15 protein-coding genes are annotated in these 16443 nt (G+C 70.0%); 10 read left to right on the top strand and 5 right to left on the bottom strand.

Annotation, left to right across the window (positions count from 1 at the left end; genetic code table 11):
• Nucleotides 1–21 precede the first annotated feature (21 nt).
• On the bottom strand, nt 22–843 hold the full coding sequence (locus HEB94_RS36445; RefSeq protein ID WP_192754051.1) for a class I SAM-dependent methyltransferase: 822 nt from the start codon (nt 841–843) through the stop codon (nt 22–24).
• A gap of 213 nt (nt 844–1056) precedes the next feature.
• Between HEB94_RS36445 and HEB94_RS36440 the strand changes: the two genes are divergently transcribed.
• The 3 genes from HEB94_RS36440 to rpsA all read left to right on the top strand — a co-directional run bounded on the left by HEB94_RS36440 (nt 1057) and on the right by rpsA (nt 5143).
• Nucleotides 1057–2385, top strand: a complete 1329-nt coding sequence (locus HEB94_RS36440) for a M18 family aminopeptidase (RefSeq protein ID WP_192754050.1) — start codon at nt 1057–1059, stop codon at nt 2383–2385.
• Nucleotides 2382–3371, top strand: a complete 990-nt coding sequence (locus HEB94_RS36435; protein WP_192754049.1) for a phosphotransferase family protein — start codon at nt 2382–2384, stop codon at nt 3369–3371. The genes HEB94_RS36440 and HEB94_RS36435 overlap by 4 nt, the downstream gene beginning before the upstream one ends.
• A 269-nt stretch (nt 3372–3640) precedes the next feature.
• Nucleotides 3641–5143: a 30S ribosomal protein S1 gene (gene rpsA / locus HEB94_RS36430; protein ID WP_192754048.1), complete on the top strand. Its 1503-nt coding sequence runs from the start codon at nt 3641–3643 to the stop codon at nt 5141–5143.
• Nucleotides 5144–5339: 196 nt separating this feature from the next.
• Here rpsA and HEB94_RS36425 read toward each other — a convergent pair whose 3' ends face one another.
• On the bottom strand, nt 5340–5690 hold the full coding sequence (locus HEB94_RS36425) for a hypothetical protein (protein WP_192754047.1): 351 nt from the start codon (nt 5688–5690) through the stop codon (nt 5340–5342).
• Nucleotides 5691–5944: 254 nt separating this feature from the next.
• Here HEB94_RS36425 and HEB94_RS36420 point away from each other — a divergent pair, with 254 nt between their 5' ends.
• The 5 genes from HEB94_RS36420 (at nt 5945) to HEB94_RS36400 (ending at nt 10713) form a co-directional block, all read left to right on the top strand.
• On the top strand, nt 5945–6514 hold the full coding sequence (locus tag HEB94_RS36420) for a hypothetical protein (RefSeq protein WP_192754046.1): 570 nt from the start codon (nt 5945–5947) through the stop codon (nt 6512–6514).
• A gap of 126 nt (nt 6515–6640) precedes the next feature.
• Complete coding sequence (gene coaE / locus HEB94_RS36415) at nt 6641–7246, top strand: dephospho-CoA kinase (RefSeq protein ID WP_192754045.1); 606 nt, start codon at nt 6641–6643, stop codon at nt 7244–7246.
• 111 nt (nt 7247–7357) lie between these two features.
• Nucleotides 7358–9466 carry an excinuclease ABC subunit UvrB gene (gene uvrB, locus HEB94_RS36410; RefSeq protein ID WP_192754044.1) on the top strand — a complete coding sequence of 703 codons (2109 nt, stop codon included), beginning with the start codon at nt 7358–7360 and terminating at the stop codon, nt 9464–9466.
• A gap of 95 nt (nt 9467–9561) precedes the next feature.
• Nucleotides 9562–9915: an MmcQ/YjbR family DNA-binding protein gene (locus HEB94_RS36405; protein ID WP_192754043.1), complete on the top strand. Its 354-nt coding sequence runs from the start codon at nt 9562–9564 to the stop codon at nt 9913–9915.
• Nucleotides 9916–9936: 21 nt separating this feature from the next.
• Nucleotides 9937–10713, top strand: coding sequence for an inositol monophosphatase family protein (locus HEB94_RS36400; RefSeq protein WP_337918159.1), 777 nt, complete (start codon nt 9937–9939; stop codon nt 10711–10713).
• A gap of 61 nt (nt 10714–10774) precedes the next feature.
• Here the strand turns inward: HEB94_RS36400 and HEB94_RS36395 are convergent, their stop codons facing one another.
• Both HEB94_RS36395 and HEB94_RS36390 read right to left on the bottom strand, forming a co-directional pair.
• Nucleotides 10775–11566: a class I SAM-dependent methyltransferase gene (locus HEB94_RS36395; protein ID WP_192754041.1), complete on the bottom strand. Its 792-nt coding sequence runs from the start codon at nt 11564–11566 to the stop codon at nt 10775–10777.
• Between the two features lie 358 nt (nt 11567–11924).
• Nucleotides 11925–12281 carry a hypothetical protein gene (locus HEB94_RS36390; RefSeq protein WP_192754040.1) on the bottom strand — a complete coding sequence of 119 codons (357 nt, stop codon included), beginning with the start codon at nt 12279–12281 and terminating at the stop codon, nt 11925–11927.
• 373 nt (nt 12282–12654) lie between these two features.
• Between HEB94_RS36390 and HEB94_RS36385 the strand changes: the two genes are divergently transcribed.
• Entirely contained in the window at nt 12655–13605 is a 951-nt protein-coding gene (locus HEB94_RS36385) for a DUF1684 domain-containing protein (protein WP_192754039.1), read from the top strand.
• Nucleotides 13606–13742: 137 nt separating this feature from the next.
• On the opposite strand, the gene HEB94_RS36380 is transcribed toward HEB94_RS36385, so the two are convergent.
• Entirely contained in the window at nt 13743–14138 is a 396-nt protein-coding gene (locus tag HEB94_RS36380) for a phage holin family protein (RefSeq protein ID WP_202896749.1), read from the bottom strand.
• Nucleotides 14139–14273: 135 nt separating this feature from the next.
• On the opposite strand from HEB94_RS36380, the gene HEB94_RS36375 reads away from it, so the two are divergent.
• On the top strand, nt 14274–16442 hold the full coding sequence (locus tag HEB94_RS36375) for a HelD family protein (RefSeq protein WP_337918158.1): 2169 nt from the start codon (nt 14274–14276) through the stop codon (nt 16440–16442).
• The last annotated feature ends 1 nt before the right edge of the window (nt 16443 follow it).

Here is a 16443-nt window from a genome sequence, read left to right as displayed (position 1 = left end):
CGTCCGGGCCTACTTCTTGGCTTACTTCCTGGCGGAGTGCGGCGGACTCAGCGCGCCGCCCCGTTCACACCGAAAGATCGCCGTGCCGGGCAGCAGCCGACCCCGACGAGGACTCCAGCCGCCCCAGCTGCGCTCGTGTCCGGCCGGCCACTCGGGTTCGACCAGCTCCCGGAGGACGAAGCCGGCCCTGGTGAGTGCACCCACCCAGTCCCCGAGCGTCCGGTGGTACTCCGCGTACTTCGCCCGCCCGGCCCGGTCGGTCTCGACGTAGGGCGTCCGGTCGAAGTAGGAGTGCTCCACCACCAGCCCGGCGGGACCGGGATCGTCGGGGAAGGCCCAACGGATCGGATGGCTGACGCTGAAAACCCACCGCCCGCCATCCCTCAGCACCCGGGCCACCTCGGCCAACACGGCGTCGACGTCCGCGACGAACGGCAGCGCACCATAGGCCGAGCACGCCACGTCGAACGTCGCGGTCCGAAACGGCAGGGCCGCCGCGTCGGCGGTGGCGGCGGGTACCGTGACGCCCGTCGTCTGGTCGATCCGGCGGGCGTGCTGCAGCTGCCGGAAGGACAGGTCGACCCCCACGGCATGTGCGCCCTCGGCCCGCAACCAGCGCGCGCACTGCCCGGCGCCGCACCCCACCTCGAGCACCTGCCTCCCCCGGACGTCCCCGAGCAGCCGGGCCGTGGACTCCTCCAGCCCCTCCGGTCCCCAGACGAAACCGACGTCGCGGAGGAACTCACCGTGTTCGCTCTGGTACTCGTCTGCCTGACTGTCCCACCACCCGCGGTTGGCCGCGGCGACAGCGTGTGCGCGAGGGAGGTCGGTGGCACCCGGCATGGGCGTTCCTCCGTGATCGTCGGGAAGGGGGGACACGCCTCGCCCTCCACGCTCGCAGGGCTGCGGCGGCCCGGACACTCGGGCCCACCCTAGGGTCCGTGGACCGGCTCCCCGCGACGGTGCCCGAGGGAGTGCGTCGTGAGCCGTCCAGGGTGCGGATGACCTGCTCACTGGTCGGCCACGATCCGTGGCGCACCCCCTAGGATTCTCCGCATGTGCGCCTCATCGATCGCCGACACCGACCGGAGTTCTGCGGACTACGCCGAGGCCGACGGCCTCTGCACCTTCATCGACGCGGCGACGTCCCCGTTCCACGCCTGTGTGGAGTCGGCCGCGCGCCTGGAGGCCGCGGGTTTCGCGGCCGTGGAGGAGACGGCGCGGTGGCCCCGGGAGCCGGGCCGCTACTACATGGTGCGGGGCGGTTCGCTGGTCGCCTGGAGCACCGAGAACGCCGCGGGCCCGACGACCGCGTTCCGGATCGTGGGCGCCCACACCGACAGCCCCAACCTGCGGATCAAGCCGCATCCCGACACCGCGCGGGCCGGCTGGCAGGTGCTCGCCGCCGAGCCCTACGGCGGCCCGCTGCTCAACTCCTGGCTCGACCGTGACCTCGGCCTGTCCGGGCGGGTCAGCGTCCGGACGCCCGGCGGCGCCGAGGAACGCCTGCTCAAGATCGACCGGCCGATCCTGCGCGTCCCGCAGCTCGCGATCCACCTCGACCGGGAGGTTCGCGAGACCGGTGTGAAGCTCAACCCCCAGCAGCACGTCTTTCCGGTCTGGGGCGTGGGTGCGTCGACCGGCGACTTCACCGACTTCGTGGCGGAGGAGCTCAAGGTCGAGTCCGGTGACGTCCTCGCGTGGGAGCTGATGACCCACGACCTCGCCCCATCCGCCCGGATCGGCCGCGACGGCGACCTGGTGAGTGCGCCGCGCCTGGACAACCTCGGCACCACCTACGCCGGGGTCCGTGCTCTCCTGCGTGCGGTGGAGGCACCGGCAGCGGAGCCGCTGGTGCCGGTCCTGGTGCTCTTCGACCACGAGGAGGTCGGGAGCGTGTCCGAGCGCGGTGCCGCCTCCAACCTGCTCCCTGCCGTACTCGAGCGCATCGTGTTGGCGGCGGGCGGTGACCGGGAGGACCTCCTGCGGGCACTCGCCGGCTCCATCTGCGCCTCCGGCGACATGGCGCACGCGACCCACCCCAACTACGCCGAGCGACACGAGCCGCACCACCAGATCGCGGTCAACGGCGGGCCCGTGCTCAAGATCAACGTCAATCTCCGCTACGCCACCGACGCACGGGGGACCGGTGCCTTCGTGCAGGCCTGTGACCAGGCGGAGGTCCCCCTGCAGCGGTTCGTCAACCGGGCCGACCTGCCGTGCGGGTCCACGGTCGGACCGATCACGGCGGCTGGTGTGGGAGTGACCACGGCCGACGTGGGCGCGCCGCAGTTGGCGATGCACTCCGCCCGCGAGCTCTGCGGCGCCGCTGACCCCGGCATGTACGTCGCCGCACTGGCCGCGTTCCTCGCGCCGGCGGCATGACCAACGGCGGCGACCAGCCGGTCGGATCGGGAGCGGCTCGGGGTCCGGTGACCTCGGCGGCCCGGGCGTTGCTCGGCGCCGAGGCGCGACCTCTGGCGGGCGGCTACAGCGGGGAGACCTTCCTGGTCGGCGGGGCGGGGGAGGAGGCCGTCCTCCGGCTCTACCTGCGCGATCCGGAACGCGCCGCGGTCGACGCCGCACTGCTGTCCCTGGTCCGTGACCTGGTGCCCGTGCCGCGCGTCCTCGAGTCCCGCACCCAGGCGTCCCCGGACACGCCCGCGTTCATCCTGATGGAGCGGCTGCCCGGAATCCGGCTGGACCTGTGGCTGGCCGAGGCCGGGGCGGAGGAGCGGCAGGCGTCGGCCGTGAGCGTGGCGGCGGTCCTCACCCGGCTGTCGGGCATGCCGTTCCTGCGGCCGGGCCAGTTCGTGGGTGCCGATCTTCGGGTCGAGCCCTGGACCGGGTCGGCGGCCGGGGTGGAGTCCTGGGTGCAGGCCCACCGTGGCTCAGGCGCCCTCGCCCGGTGGTCCGACGAGGACTTCGCCGCCCTTCTGGAGGTCGCCGCCGAGGCGCAGGACCTGGTTGACGGCGTACGCCGGGTGTGCCTGTGCCACAGCGACTTCAACCCGAAGAACCTCCTGGTGGACCCCGAGTCGGGCACCGTGACCGGGCTCCTGGACTGGGAGTACGCCCATGCGGGCTCGCCGTACACCGACATCGGCAACCTGCTGAGGTTCGAGTCCGACGAGGTCTTCGGCGGCGCCCTTGCCAGCGCCTTCGCCGCGCAGGCACCCGGCGTGCCCGCCGACCTCCTGGGCCTCGCCCGGGCCTCCGACCTGGTGGCCCTGGTCGACCTGGCCGCCCGCGCCGGGGATCACCCGATCGCCGACCGGGCCCACCAGGTCCTGCTGGACACGGCCCGATGTCGTAATCTGTCCGCTGGCCGGCCAACTTTCGGCCTCGACGTGAGCGGTGGAGCGGCTTGAGCCGGACCCAGGCGGAACCCATGCCGGGATCCTCACGTTTGGGATGGCCCTAGTATGCGGGGTTGCGTTGACCCTGCTTGCGGCGCACCCGTATCCTGACATGAGCGTTGTGGGCCTGTGCGACCTCGGACGGAGCAGGCTTGCGCTCGCGTTCTTGTCGAAATCATCCGGTTCCGGCCCTGGACGGCGGCCGAACTTCTCGGCAATGCGATCAAATGGTCCACACGCGCACGTGACGACGAACACGCCATATCGGAGCCATCAACCAGATGACGAGCAGCATCGAGGCCCCGCTGACTGATTCAGCACCGGCCCAGCAGAAGACGCCGCAGGTAGCGGTGAACGACGTGGGCTCGGAGGAGGCCTTCCTCGCCGCGATCGACGAGACAATCAAGTATTTCAATGACGGTGACATCGTCGAGGGCACCGTCGTCAAGGTCGACAGGGATGAAGTCCTGCTCGACATCGGTTACAAGACCGAAGGCGTGATCCCCGCTCGCGAACTGTCGATCAAGCATGACGTCGACCCCAGCGAAGTGGTCAAGGTCGGTGATCATGTCGAGGCGCTCGTCCTCCAGAAGGAGGACAAGGAAGGCCGGCTGATCCTGTCCAAGAAGCGGGCTCAGTACGAGCGCGCCTGGGGCACGATCGAGCAGATCAAGGAGGAGGACGGCGTCGTCACCGGCACCGTCATCGAGGTCGTCAAGGGTGGTCTCATCCTCGACATCGGCCTCCGCGGCTTCCTCCCGGCCTCCCTGGTCGAGATGCGGCGTGTCCGCGACCTGCAGCCTTACGTCGGGCGCGAGCTCGAGGCCAAGATCATCGAGCTGGACAAGAACCGCAACAACGTGGTCCTGTCCCGCCGTGCCTGGCTCGAGCAGACCCAGTCCGAGGTTCGCCAGAACTTCCTGCACCAGCTGCAGAAGGGGCAGATCCGCAAGGGCGTCGTCTCGAGCATCGTCAACTTCGGTGCGTTCGTCGACCTCGGTGGGGTCGACGGCCTCGTGCACGTCTCCGAGCTCTCCTGGAAGCACATCGACCACCCGAGCGAGGTCGTCGAGGTGGGCCAGGAGGTCACCGTCGAGGTGCTCGACGTCGACCTCGACCGCGAGCGGGTCTCGCTGTCGCTCAAGTCGACGCAGGAGGACCCGTGGCAGCAGTTCGCCCGGATCCACCAGATCGGCCAGATCGTGCCCGGCAAGGTCACCAAGCTGGTGCCGTTCGGTGCGTTCGTGCGGGTCGACGACGGCATCGAGGGCCTGGTCCACATCTCCGAGCTGGCCGAGCGCCACGTGGAGGTTCCGGAGCAGGTCGTCCAGGTCGGCAACGATGTGATGGTCAAGATCATCGACATCGACCTCGAGCGTCGGCGGATCTCGCTGTCCCTCAAGCAGGCCAACGAGGGCGCCGAGGGGATCGGGGAGCACTTCGACCCGACGCTCTACGGCATGGCGGCCGAGTACGACGAGCAGGGGAACTACAAGTACCCCGAGGGCTTCGACCCCGAGACTGGCGAGTGGCTCGAGGGCTTCGAGAAGCAGCGTGACCAGTGGGAGCGGGAGTACGCCGAGGCCCACCAGCGCTGGGAAGCTCACAAGAAGCAGATCGAGGCGGCGCAGGCGGCTGAGCTCGAGGAGACCGACGACACCGCGGTGTCCAGCTCGGGCACCTCGTCCTACAGCTCGAACGACACCGCCCGTCCGGCGGAGGGCACCCTCGCCTCCGACGAGGCGCTCGCGGCCCTGCGGGAGAAGCTGACCGGCAACGGCTGAGTGATCCACCCGCTCAGGTAGTGCACCCGAGGCCCCGTCCATCAGGACGGGGCCTCGTGCGTGTCACGGCATCTCGCCCACGAATTCTGGCAGCAGGGGTGGCGGGGACGACAACGCGGCGAGCCAGGATGCGGTCGCACGCGAACCGGACGTGATCCGCCGGACGCGATCCGCCGGACGCGATCCGCGGCGCGTCCTAGTCGCGGCGGAAGCGGCCGGCGCCGTAGAGGAAGTTGACCAGCACGATCCCGATCCAGGTGATCAACATGCCGGCCATGCCGCCCTCATGCGCGGCGATCGCGGTCATCGGGATCGCGACACCGAGGGAGACGATGGCGAGCGCGAGGACATGGTCGTCGTTCTTGGGCTTGGCCGGCTTCACGCCCTTCAGGGCCTGCTCGACCCGCGCGTCGACCCGCGCCTCGATGGTCGCGTCGATGCGCTCGACGAAAGACTCGACAAGCGCGGGCTCGTAGTCCTCACCCAGCTGCTTTCGAGCGTTGAGGGTGGCCTCGGCCTCCTCGCGAGAGATCTTGGGCTCAGGCACCTCTCCGTTATACGGCATGTCCGGATCCGGCGGACCAGCTTGGACAAGATCGGTCGAGTCGGGCAGACCCGGCGGCCGTCGGATCATGCCTGCAGGGCCCTCGAGGCATCGGGACATATCCGACAAGAAGTGATCGGTCTCCCTCGGGACCGCCCTCCGGCTTCGAGCGGGACTCACGCCTGGGCTCGACGAGACCACGGCACGTCTTCGGTCGGGCCCTGTCCGGATCTCTTTCTGTCGGCAACACTGGAGTGGTGCACGAGCTCGGATGGCAACCGGCGGGAGTGGGGCTGTTCGTCCCGGGACGGCGGGACGACGCGCTCGTCACCGAGGTGCGCCAGGTCGTGAGGCGGCTCGACGGTCTGCAGGACCCCGTCGTCCGCCGCTGTTCGCCGATGACCTCTCTCGCGCTCCTCGACGCCGACCCGATCGAGGTCGTCGTGGACGGTTCGGCGTTCGAACGTCCCTATACCGACGAGAAGGCGGCCTTCCTCCTCGGCGACCGCCTCCGCGAGCTGCTCGTGGCGCTCGCGGTGACCCTCCGTCCGCTGTACGCGTCGGTGGTGCTGGAAGCGCCGTTCCTGTCCCCGAAGGACCTGCTCGTCACGCCGGAGCCCGACCTTTTCCTGGACGCCTGGTTCGACCTCACCCGGCTGCACTCCGGCATCGCTCAGGCCTACACCGGCGCCCACATGGAGCAGGTCAGTGGCGGGCTCTACGTCTCCACCAGGGCACCCTTCAACCCGGCCCGGTTCGACGAGCCGCTCGCCGCGAGCCTGGAGCGGGCCCGGCGGGCGATGGCACAGGTCGTCGCACACGGCTGACCGGGCCGACCGACCTCGCGCGGGAACGATCGCGCGTCGCCGAACCACCTCAGCTCGGCCAGGCTCGCGCTGGTCTGTCCATACTTCTGTCCGTACCGACGTCCGTGGCGAGGTATCGTCCGCGGTGTGCTGCGTGTGGGACTGACGGGCGGAATCGGATCGGGCAAGAGTGAGGTCGCCCGCAGGCTCGCCTCCTACGGCGCGATGATCATCGACGCCGACCGGCTCGCCCGCGAGGTGGTCGAACCCGGCACCGATGGCCTGGCCGCCGTCGTCGACGCCTTCGGCGAGGAGGTGGTGGCCGCGGACGGCTCGCTCGACCGGCCGGCGCTCGGCCGCATCGTCTTCGGGGACGAGGCGGCGCGGCGGCGCCTGGAGGCGATCATCCATCCGCGGGTACGAGCCCGGGCCGCTGAGCTCGAGAAGGCCGCGGCGGCCGCCGACCCGGACGTCATCGTTGTTCACGACATCCCCCTCCTGGTGGAGACGGGGCAGGCCGCGGGCTTCGACGCGGTGGTCGTCGTCGACGTGCCCGAGGAGGTCCAGATCGACCGGCTCACCCGGGTCCGGGGGATCAGCCCCGAGGACGCCAGGGCCCGGGTCGCCGCCCAGGTGAGCCGGGCCGAGCGGCGTTCGGCGGCGACCGTCGTCCTGGACAACTCCGGGGCCCTCACGGCCCTCGACGCGCAGGTCAAGCGGCTGTGGGAGTGGTTGCGGGCGGACGCCACGTGAGGCCCGCTGAGGCGTCACGGATGGTGAGGATTCGGGCGGGTTCGTCCGTGCTGACCACGGCAGGGCCGATGCGTTCGGGGCTTGTCGGTGCTCGGGCGTACGGTTGGCGTCATGCGTCCGGTTACTGACATCGTCCGCAAGGTCGCGCCGTTCAAGGTCGTCTCGGACTTCGCCCCGTCCGGCGACCAGCCGGACGCTATCGAGGACATCGCCCGCCGCATCGAGGCGGGCGAACCCGACATCGTCCTGTTGGGGGCGACCGGCACGGGCAAGACGGCGACCATCGCCTGGGCGGTGGAGAAGCTCCAACGGCCCACGCTGGTGATGGCACCCAACAAGACCCTGGCCGCTCAGTTCGCCAACGAGCTGCGGCACTTCTTCCCCGACAACGCCGTCGAGTACTTCGTCTCCTACTACGACTACTACCAGCCCGAGGCCTACGTCCCGCAGTCCGACACCTACATCGAGAAGGACTCCTCGATCAACGAGGAGGTCGAGCGGCTACGGCACTCGGCGACCAACTCGCTGCTGACCCGACGCGACACGATCGTGGTCGCCAGCGTGTCGAGCATCTACGGTCTGGGCACTCCGCAGGAGTACGTCGACCGCATGGTGAAGATGCGGGTCGGCGACGAGATCGAGCGCGACCGGGTGCTCCGCAAGCTGGTCGAGATGCAGTACGCCCGCAACGACGCCGCCGGCACCCGCGGCACCTTCCGGGTCCGTGGCGACACCCTCGAGGTGTTCCCGGTCTATGAGGAGATGGCCGTCCGGATCGAGTTCTTCGGCGACGAGATCGAGCGGCTGTCCACCCTGCACCCGGTGACCGGCGAGATCATCACCGAAGACCAGGAGCTCTACATCTTCCCGGCGTCGCACTACGTGGCCGGCGTCGAACGCATGGAGCGGGCGATCGGCGACATCGAGGCGGAGCTGGAGGAGCGACTGGCTGAGCTCCAGCGCCAGGGCAAGCTGCTCGAGGAGCAGCGGCTGCGCATGCGCACCACCTACGACATCGAGATGATGCGGCAGATCGGCACCTGTTCGGGGATCGAAAACTACTCGCGGCACATCGACGGCCGTGGTCCGGGCACGGCGCCGCACTGCCTGCTCGACTACTTCCCCGAAGACTTCCTACTGGTCATCGACGAGTCCCATGTCACGGTCCCGCAGATCGGCGGGATGTACGAGGGCGACATGTCCCGGAAGCGGACCCTGGTCGAGCACGGCTTCCGGCTGCCGTCGGCGATGGACAACCGTCCGCTGCGCTGGGAGGAGTTCCTGGAGCGGATCGGGCAGACCGTCTACCTCTCCGCGACGCCGGGGCCCTACGAGCTGAGCAAGTCCAAGGGCGTGGTCGAGCAGATCATCCGACCGACCGGCCTGGTCGACCCCGAGATCGTGGTGAAGAACACCAAGGGTCAGATCGACGACCTCATCCACGAGATCCGCGAACGCGAGGTCAAGCAGGAGCGGGTGCTCGTCACCACGCTGACCAAGAAGATGGCCGAGGACCTCACCGACTACCTCCTCGAGCAGGGCATCCAGGTGCGCTACCTCCACAGCGAGGTCGACACCCTGCGGCGAATCGAGCTGCTGCGCGAGTTGCGGATGGGGGACTACGACGTCCTGGTCGGCATCAACCTTCTGCGAGAAGGACTCGACCTGCCCGAGGTCTCCCTGGTGGCCATCCTCGACGCGGACAAGGAAGGCTTCCTGCGGTCGGGGACCAGCCTGATCCAGACGATCGGCCGGGCCGCCCGTAACGTCTCCGGCCAGGTGATCATGTACGCCGATTCGATCACCCCGTCCATGAAGATGGCGATCGACGAGACCAACCGTCGGCGGGAGAAGCAGGTCGCCTACAACCGCGAGAAGGGCATCGACCCGACTCCGCTGCGTAAGCGCATCGCCGACATCACCGACATGCTGGCGCGTGAAGACGCTGACACCCAGAAGCTGCTCGGTGGAGCGGGTCGGCAGCAGAGCCGGGGAAAGGCGCCCGTGCCGGAGCTGTCCAGCCTGGGCGAGAGCGGCCGACACGCGAAGGACCTCGCCGCGCTGCCCGCGTCCGACCTCGCCGACCTGATCCAGGAGCTCAACCAGCAGATGAACAGCGCGGCCGAGCAGCTCCAGTTCGAGCTCGCCGCGCGGTTGCGCGACGAGATCAGCGAGTTGAAGCGCGAGCTTCGCGGGATGCACGAGGCCGGCGTCAAGTGAGGCAGGGCGCGGGGGTGGCGCCCCCGCGCCGTCCCCCGGACGCCGGTCGTCGGTTGTCGCGAGGACACGTCCGAGGCCACAGGAGCGGGGGAGTGATGAGCGTCGACGACGACCTGGTTTCCTACTGCCTCGCCAAGCCCGGCGCGGAGGAGGCCTATCCGTGGGGTGAGTTGGTCGTGAAGGTCGGTGGCAAGGCGTTCGCGTTCGTCGGCGAGACCTCCGGGAGCGTCGGCGTGAAGGCCGGCCGGACCGCGGAGGAAGCGGCCGGAGAGCGGTGCGCCCGCTATCCGAATGTCGTGACGCCGAGTGCCTACATCGGTCGGTACGGCTGGATCAGGGTGCCCCTCGACGGGGCCGTCCCTGACGATGAGGTGCGTGAGCTGGTCGACACTTCCTACGCCGACGTCGTCGCCCGACTGCCGAAGAAGCGCCGTCCTGCCAGTGCCTGACCGCACATGGAGGTTTCCCGCGTGACCTTTGCCGACGAACTGGCCACGACCCTCGAGTTGGCGCGGTGGGCGACCCACCGGATGACAGTGCGGCCAACCTCGGTGACGACCAAGGCCAACGCCGCCGATCTGGTCACCGAGACCGATCGTGAGATCGAACGCCACGTTTGCGCCGTCCTCGCCGATCGGTTCCCGGACCATGCCGTGGTCGGGGAGGAGTACGGCGGCGAGCCCGCCGTCGACGGCGCGCCGACGTGGTACCTCGACCCGGTCGACGGGACGACCAACTACGCCAGTGGGCTGCCGTGGTGCTGTTTCAGCCTCGCCCTGGTCGACGCGGACGGTCCGGCTCTCGGCGTGGTCGCGGATCCCTTTCGGGGCGAGGTGTTCAGCGCCGTACGCGGCGGTCCTGCCCTCTGCAACGGCGCGCCGATCCAGTGCCGGGAGGCGAACACCCTCGCCGGTGAGGTGGTGGTGACCGAGTGGGCCGCCTACCGTCCCTGGCCCGGCATGACCACCCTGCTGGAGCGGCTCGCCGCTGACCTGTGCACCACCAGGATCATGGGCTCCTCGGCGTTGTCCCTGGTCAGCGTCGCCGCGGGGCGCGCCGCGGCCGGAGTGATCGGGGAGTTCAACACGATCGACCTGATGGCGGCGGTGTTCATCGCCGACCAGGCCGGAGCCGACGTGCGTGGACAGGACGGGGAGCCGACCCTGTTTCCCGCCAGCGGCGGCATCCTGGTCGCCGCGCCCGGCGTCGCCGAGCGGGTCTGGCGGGCCTGGACCGCGCCGGCCTGAGGCCGCGGCCGGTGCTCACGCCCGCGACACGTGCCGCCGCCACTCGGCTCCCGGCCTCACCTCAGGCGACTCGACCAACGGCGAGGAGAGCGGCGGTCGGCAGACTCAACAGGCCGTCCTCGTCCCGGTAGTCCACGATGAGGCGGTCGTAGTGCTGCCTGAGACGGACGATCATCTCCGGGGTCTGGCTGGCGACGACGAGCCCGACGGACGCGACACCGTTGGCCGGGCCGGACCACCAGTCTTCAGGGTCGGCCCGATGACTCCACTCGAGTCGTCGGCAGGTGACGTCGGCCAGCCCCGACTCGCGGAGCAGGCTGGACAGTCCGTCGGAGTTCCGCTCGAAGTCGAGTTCTGGATGCAGGGACGGCATGGTCGCGGGGCGTTCGGCTCCGGCAGCCTCGAGCACACGCCCCCACAACTGATGGAGGGGTGAGGCTGGATGCGGCCAGATCGTCACCGCGACCCGGCCACCTGAGCGGGTGACGCGACGGAGTTCGGTGACGGCCGCGCGGGGATCACCCACATGGTTGACCACGAAGTTGGCCACGGTCGCGTCGAAGGCCCCGGCGGCGAACGCCAGATCGGGCAGGGTGCCGAGGTGGAGGTCCGCACCCGGGGCGTTTCCACGAGCGAGGTCGAGCATGCTTGGGTCCGCGTCCACGGCGGTGACGCGGGCACCCCGGGCGACGGCCAGGCCCGCGACGGTTCCCGTTCCGGTTCCGACATCCAACACCCGCGTCCCGGCGTCGACCTCGGGGGCGACTCCGGCCGCGTCGAGCAACGCCCCGGCCGGGTGAGCACACAGTTTCGCGAAACTTCGTGCGTAGGCGTCTGCGCGACCGGCCCACATGCGGCGTTCGTGGTCGTCGAAGGAACGTGTCGCGATGGCTCGCTCCGAGGTGCGGATGCTGGCCCTCCTGGGTGTGGCCTGGTGCGGGTGGTGTGGCCCGTCCGGGGTGTTCCGGTGCGGGCCCGGTTGTCGTTGTGCGGGCCCGGCCGGGTGGTGGACCGGCCGGGCGCACGGCGAGACCTACGGTTTCTTCCGGGGGACGATCATGCCGCACCGACGCCGGCACGGGATCGGGGTACGCGCGGAGGGGATGGGCGGACCGGTTCTGGTCGGGATCGAGGCGTCCCGCGCCGGCCGGGCGAGTGATGTCTTCGAGGGCGCGGGTCTCGTCGGCGAAGGTTGTCGCTGGGCGAGGCGGTCACGCGGTGGCCGCCGCGGGTGCCGGCCGCAGGGAGGCGGCGGGGTACCAGCTCGCCGCGCCAGTGGCGTCGAGAGTGGCCCGGCCGTACCACCCGTCGGTCTCGTGCACCCACCAGTCCAGGTGCCCAGGCCACCAGCGGCCGTCGACGAGCACGAGAACCGGCTTGGCGGGTACGACCTTGCGGGACGTCGTATCGGTGCTTGTCTGCTGCGCGGCATGGCCGACGTTCATGGTCTTCGCCAGCTCCGTGGCGGCGGGTTCGCTGAGATCCTGCCTGCTGTGCCAGCCGTTGACGGCCGCGTCCCAAACGCCGTGGCCTTGAGGGGTCGTGCGTACCGCGAAGCGGTCGGTCATCTGTGTCCTCCGTCCGGTCACCTGGGCAGGGGATCGAACTGATGTTCGAACGATAACCCATGGCCGCCACCGCGTGAAATCGATCATGGTGGCCGCTCTCGGCAGGCTTTCGCAGACCCGGACCAATGGTCGGAAAGCGGCGCCGCGGCGGGCCGAGAGGCCGGTCCTGCCTCGGGTGCCGCACCGAACGCCCAGGAACGGGCACCAGGACGGAGCACCAGGACGGAGCACCAGGACGGAGCACCAGGACGGAGCACCAGGAACGCGAGCACAGGAACGCGAGTGCCAGGAACGGGCACCGGGACGGAGCGGATCGTAGGCCCGACAGTGGGGCGTCGACCCGGGGTGCAACGCCGGAGGCCCGCTGGAAGTGATGGGAGAGATTCGCTCCCGGTTTACGGCACGACTACGATCTCCGCGTCGAGATCATGTCGCCTCGGGAGGCGGCATCCTCGCGGACGCCGCCGACTTCCCTCGCCGTGTCAGCCTCCTGGCTGCGAAGGTCGCCATCGGCCGGCACGTGGGCGACCGGCTTGAGGAGCTGACTGCATTGGGTTTTGTGGAGGACTGGAAGAAGTGGCACGAGCAGCGGCAGGTCTCGGCGAGCGGGCCGTATGCCGTGCTCGCCCTCGTCGGGACCTTCTGGATTGCAGACGCAACCACTGTTCCCGAGGTTCCCGGTACTTGGAGCGTCGAGAACGACGTCGTCACCGTGAAGAGCCGCTCCGCCGACGGCCTGGTGGTCGACGGTGAGATCGTCGACGGCGTCGCGCATCCTCGTTCCGACCTCGACCCCAGGCCCTCGACGATCTCCCACGGCGACTGGAAGCTCGCTCTGATCCAGCGTGCGGGCAAGTACGCCGTCCGCGTCTACGACCCGCACGCGAAGGCCCGTAAGTCGTTCCTCGGCATCGACACCTTCAGTCCCGACGAAGAGTGGTCGCGGCCCGCGACGTTCGTCGGTTACGACGCCGACCGGCTGGTGAAGGTCCCGAACGCCGACGGCTACGACCGTGACCTCGCCCTGTCCGGAGTGGTGTCGTTCACCGTGCACGGCGAGGAACACACGCTGCGGGTGAGCGCCCGCGAGACGGGTCTGCACGCGATCTTCTCCGACCAGACCAACGGGCGGGACACCTTCGGCTTCCGGTTCATCCAGTTGCCGCCGCCGCGCGGTGACGGCAGCACGGTGCTCGACTTCAACCGCGCCTACCTGCCGCCGTGCGCCTTCACCGACCACTACCTGTGCCCGTTCCCACCGGAGGGCAACGTACTGCCCTTCGCCGTCACGGCCGGCGAGAAGAGCGTCCGGCGGCGGTCCTAGGCGTTCGCGCCCGACGTCGTCGGGCCGGCGTCGTCATGCCGGCATGGGACTGCCGGCATGGGAGCGCTGGCATAGGAACGCTGGCGTGGTCGTCCGGCCGAACAGTGCCCCGCCCGGCCGGACGACCGTCGCGCCGGTCAGCGCTTGTCGTACTTGTCCGGAATGACGAGGCTCAGGAAGAAGCTCACCACCGCGACGATGATGGCGCCCCAGAAACCGGCCCAGAAGCCGTCCACCGAGAACGCCAGGCCGACCTGCTGGGCGAGCCAGCCCACCAGCAGGAACAGCAGCGCGTTGACGACGACGGCGATCAGGCCGAGCGTCAGGAGATAGAAGCCGCAGCCGATCACCTTGATGATCGGCTTGAGGACAGCGTTGACGATGCCGAAGATGACGGCGACCGCCACCAGGGTCCCGATCTTGCCTCCGGTGGAGCTGCTACCGAGCTCGATGCCGGGCACCAGCGTGGCGGCCAGGAGCGCGAGAGCGTTGATGGCGACGCGTACGACGATGGGGATCACGGCGTCGATCATTCCACGAATGGTCAAGTCCGGCTTGCGGCCGGCCGGTGCTCCCTCGTCGCGCCCCGTCCATGTCGCGGCCTAGACTTGTGCGGTTGTCCAGCCGGGCAGCGTCACGCCCGCTCCACAGGCAGGGGGAACGCGTCGGTGGAGCCTTCCACCTCGATCGAGCAAGCCGAGATCAACCGCGAACAGGCCTACGTCGACCGCGTCTACGCGCGTCTCGCAGCCATGGTCGAGAGCGCCACCGCGGTGCGCCAGGAGGGTCGGGAGCGTGGTCTGCTCGACTACACCGGCCAGATCAAGGAAGAGGACTACCGCAGCCTCTTCGAACGGGACGTCCTGGTCGACCACGCCGTTCGCCGGCTCGCAGTGCTCGACGCCCAGCGTGAGGGACTCGTGTTCGGGCGCCTCGACCACCGCGGTGGCGTGGTCCGTTATGTCGGGCGGATCGGTGTCCGTGACGCCGAGCACGAGCCGCTGGTGATCGACTGGCGGGCGCCGGCGGCGGCCGTCTTCTACCAGGCCACCGCGGCCGAGCCGCAGGGCGTCGTACGCCGGCGCGTCCTGCGGTCCCAGGGCCAGCGCGTGGTCGGTGTCGAGGACGACCTGCTGGACGCCGAGGCGGCGCCCGCCGACCTCCACGTCGTCGGTGACGGTGCGCTGATGGCCGCGTTGACCGCGGCCCGCGGCGGCCGGATGCGCGACATCGTGGCGACCATCCAGCAGGAGCAGGACCGGGTCATCCGGGCGCCCGCGCCCGGCGTCACCCTGATCAGCGGTGGTCCCGGCACCGGGAAGACCGTGGTCGCCCTGCACCGTGCGGCGTACCTGCTCTACACCGAACGCCGACGGATCCAGGGTGGCGGCGTTCTCGTCGTCGGACCGTCCCCCGTCTTCATGAACTACATCGAGCGGGTCCTGCCCGCGCTCGGCGAGCACGAGGCGACGCTGCGTTCACTCGGTGAGGTGGTCGACGGCGTCGTGGCCGACCGCACAGATCCGTACCCCGTCGCGGTGATCAAGGGGTCGGACCGGATGCGCAGGGTGCTGTCCCGCGCCGCCCGCGGCCCCGTACCAGGCGAGCCCCAGGAGCTTCGCCTGTACGCCGGGGGCCGGATGCTGAGCCTGGACGCACGCGAACTCGCGGCGGTCCGAACGGACGTGCTCCGTCGCGGAGCCCAGCGCAACCGGGCCCGGGCCGAGGCCGTCCGGACGTTGGTCGGCGCCCTGCACAAGAAGGTGGGCGGAGGGATGTCCCGCGCCGAGTTCGACGCGGACGTGCGCGAGCGCGACGCGTTCGTCGACTTCGTGGACCTGTGGTGGTCGACACTCACACCCGCGCAGGTACTCAGCTGGCTCGCCGACCGCGACCACCTCGCCGGCGCGGCCAGGGGAGTGCTGGGCCCGGCCGAGGTCGACCAGCTCGCGGCGTCCTGGGTGGGCGTCTCGGGCCACTCCGTCGACGACGTTCCGCTGTTGGACGAGCTGGACTCCCTGCTCGGAGAGCCACCGATGCCGGCGCCGACCCGCGACGAGTTCGACTACGACGGCGTGCAGGAGGTCACCACGTCGGTCGACCGGGACTACACCGGTCGTCGTGGAGACACCACTCCGCAGTACGACGGATACGCCCACGTGCTGGTCGACGAGGCGCAGGACCTCTCGCCGATGCAGTGGCGGATGCTGGGCCGACGCGGGCGCCAGGCGAGCTGGACGATCGTCGGCGATCCCGCGCAGAGCTCCTGGCCCGACGTCGCCGAGGCCGAGTCGGCGCGCGACTCGGCTCTCGGCAACCGCAACCGGCGTACGTTCCATCTCGCCACCAACTACCGCAACTCGGCGGAGATCTTCGACCTGGCCGCCGACGTCATCAGCGCGGAGCTTCCCGACGTACCCCTGCCGCGCGCGGTCCGGGAGACGGGCCAGCTGCCCGAGCACCGCCTGGCCGGGGAGGCTGAGCGACCCGAGGCCGTCACGACCGCCGTGCGAGAGCTGCTCGACGTCGTGGAGGGCACGGTCGGCGTGATCGTGCCGCGGGAACGTGTCCGCGAGACGCTCGACTGGGTCGCCCCATTCGGGGACGAAGCGGGCCAGCGGGTCGTTGTCACCACAGGGTTGGCGAGCAAGGGCCTTGAGTACGACGCGGTCGTCGTGGTCGAACCCGCCGAGATCGCCGCGGAAAGTCCCGTCGGTGTCCGCACGTTGTACGTCGTTCTGACCCGTGCGACCCAGCGGCTGGTCACAGTCGGGACTGACAGCGGCTGGCTCGACCGGCTGCGTGACCGTTCGAGGGTCGCCGCGTCGGCCGGCTGAC

It is taken from the genome of Actinopolymorpha pittospori (assembly GCF_014873875.1).
Classification (GTDB): Bacteria; Actinomycetota; Actinomycetes; order Propionibacteriales; family Actinopolymorphaceae; genus Actinopolymorpha; species Actinopolymorpha pittospori.
Note: the sequence above shows the minus strand (reverse complement) of the source record. Positions and strands in the feature narration are given on the sequence as shown.